At 69.9% G+C, this 1108-nt stretch carries 2 protein-coding genes; one reads left to right on the top strand and one right to left on the bottom strand.

Features of this window, described 5'->3' with window-relative positions:
• Positions 1–2: 2 nt before the first annotated feature.
• Positions 3–467, top strand: a complete 465-nt coding sequence (gene lptE / locus D7W79_RS42145; protein WP_244222284.1) for an LPS assembly lipoprotein LptE — start codon at positions 3–5, stop codon at positions 465–467.
• Between the two features lie 45 nt (positions 468–512).
• Here lptE and rpsT read toward each other — a convergent pair whose 3' ends face one another.
• Complete coding sequence (rpsT, locus tag D7W79_RS42140) at positions 513–776, bottom strand: 30S ribosomal protein S20 (RefSeq protein ID WP_120530771.1); 264 nt, start codon at positions 774–776, stop codon at positions 513–515.
• Positions 777–1108 lie beyond the last annotated feature (332 nt).

Raw genomic sequence — 1108 nt, 5'->3', positions numbered from 1 at the left:
GCGTGGTGGCGGCGGCGATGCTGGGGGCGGGGTGCGGCTATCGCTTCAGCCCCTGGGGTTCGGCGCTGCCAGAGGGCACGGGGCAGGTGTGCGCGCCCGTCTTCGCCAACGAGACGCCGGAGCCCGCGCTGGAGAACCTCTTCACGCGCTACCTGCGCAACCAGCTCATCCAGGCCGGCCGGCTGGCCAGCGCTCCAAGCTGCGCGTCCACGATTGAAGGGGCGGTGCTCGGCATCTGGTCGTCCCCGACCATCATCCCCAACAACTACCGCATCTCCACGACCGTGCGGCTGCGCCTCGTGAAGGAGGGGCAGCTGCTCTCGGAGACGGTGGTGTCGGGGACCGAGGACTACCTCCAGGGACGTGGCAACGTCCTGGAAGCGGAGGCCAACCGTCAGGCCGCGCTGGCGCGACTGGCGGAGCAGCTCATGCGCGACGGATACGATCGGCTGGCCAGCACCTGGTGAGGACCGGGGAACCCGGTCCTCAACGCTCGGTGTGCTACGGGATGACTAGGCCTTCTTCGCGGCGGCCTTGGCCAGCCGGGAGATGCGGCGCGCGGCGGTGCGCTTGTGGAGGACGCCCTTGCTGGCCGCCTTGTTGAGGGTCTTGGAAGCCGCCTTCAGCGCGTCCGTCGTCTTCGCACCGTCCTTGGAGGCAATGGCCTCGCGGGCGGACTTGACGGCGTCCTTCACGGTGGTCCGGACGTTCACATTCCGGGCGCGGCGCTTCAGGGACTGGCGGTGACGCTTCTCTGCGGACTTGGTGTTCGCCAAGGCAATGCTCCAGCGGAAGGCAAGGCAAGGAAAAAAGAGTGGCCGTCCTTACTGCGACGCCCTGGTTGCGTCAAGGCACGCGTGCGTTCGCGATCAGGATTTCCCGTTCAGGAACGCCCGGGAGGCCCCCGGAATGCCTCCGGGGCCCCACCGGCGCGGCTCGCGGGAAGAATCAAGCCGGCGGGGCGGCGTATTCCCACCGCAGCCCGGCCGGGTCCAGGAACTGGAAGCCCGCCGCGGAGCTGGAACCCGCCACCAGCCGCTCGGGGTGGTGGGCCCGGAACAGCTCCAGCAGCCGGCCCACGGCCGCCGGGGAGGGGGCCTCCAGGGTG

It is taken from the genome of Corallococcus exercitus, from assembly GCF_003611585.1.
Classification (GTDB): Bacteria; Myxococcota; Myxococcia; order Myxococcales; family Myxococcaceae; genus Corallococcus; species Corallococcus exercitus.
This window is presented reverse-complemented; position numbering and strand designations above follow the sequence as displayed.